Origin of the sequence: Saccharothrix hoggarensis (assembly GCF_042678885.1) — a bacterium.
GTDB classification, from domain to species: Bacteria; Actinomycetota; Actinomycetes; order Mycobacteriales; family Pseudonocardiaceae; genus Actinosynnema; species Actinosynnema hoggarensis.
Map to the genome: position 1 here is coordinate 1 of NZ_JBHTLK010000488.1, position 1,254 is coordinate 1,254.

At 76.8% G+C, this 1,254-nt stretch carries 1 pseudogene; it reads right to left on the bottom strand.

The annotated features are described in order from the left end of the window. Positions 1-1,254, bottom strand: a pseudogene (locus ACFQ3T_RS36670) (helix-turn-helix transcriptional regulator); the annotation flags it as partial.

Here is a 1,254-nt window from a genome sequence, read left to right on the forward strand (position 1 = left end):
CGCGCGGTCCGCGGTCCGGTCGGCCTGCGACGGCCCGACCGCCTCGCCGGCGGCCCGCAGCTCGGCCCTGGCGCGGGACACCCACCGGTCGGCCTCGTAGCGCTGGAAGATCTTCATCGCGTCGCGCAGGAGTTCCCGCGCGGCGCGCGGCTTGCGGTCGCGCCGCAGCCGGTGGCCGTAGAACAGCTCGGTCTTGGCCAGCTCCATCGCGGTGCCGCTGGCCCGGTGCAGCCGGATCGCCTCGCGGAAGTGCTCGTCGGCCCCCGTGCCGTCGGCGAGCAGGCCGTGGCAGCGGTGCGACAGCGCGAGGCGGGCCGCGCTGCCGGTGGCGTCGGCCCACTTCTCGTACCGGCGCAACGCCCGATCCGCCGTGGACAGCCGGCCGCAGCCCACGGCGGCCTCCACGACGTGCGGCGCGGCCATCACCTTGATGCCGGTGTGCACGCCGCCCGCGCCCGCCGCCATCAGCCGCAGCCGGTCCAGGGCGTCGGCCGGGCGGTCGAGCGCGAGGTCCACGCAGGCGAACGCCCACGCGCCGAACGTGCCGGACCGGCCGAGGCCGCGTTCGGCGATCTGCTCGGCGGCGGCGTCGATGCGGTGCACGGCCGTCTCGGTGTCGCCGCGCAGCGCCGCGATGAGGGCGAGGATCGTCAGGTGGTCGACCACGGCGTTGTGCTGGCCGATGGCGGTGGCCGCGTGGACGCCCTCGAACGCCGCCGACATCGCCACCGAGTGCTGGTCGAGCAGCATCGCGGACAGCGCGCGGTAGACCAGCGCCCACGGCACGAGCGCGGTGAGGCCGTGCTCGTGCGCCGCGGTGACGGCGCTGGTCGCCAGCTCGTGCGCCCTGGAGGCGTCACCCAGGGTGTAAGCGGCCTGGCCGCCCCAGATCTTGGCCTGCGGGTGCGGCACCCGTTCGGCCAGCTCCACCACCGACCTCAGCACGGGCAGCGCCTCGTCGTGCCGGCCCGCGAACGTGGCGGCCATGCCGGCGAGGTGGTCGAGCGTGATCCGGGTTTCGTCGGGCTCGTCGGGGCGGCGCAGGCGCGCGGCGAACGCGGCGGTCTCGGCGTACCGGGCGTGGTCGCCCGCGATGCTGGCCGCCTCGCCGGCGAAGCCCAGCGCGGTGATCGCCAGCGTGCGGTGGGTGCCGACGAGTTCCCCCGCCGCCTGGAGCAGCCGGCGCACCGCGACGTCCGGCAGGCCGTTGCCCAGGTCGATGCCGCCGCGCAGCAGCTCGGCGCGGGCGCGCAG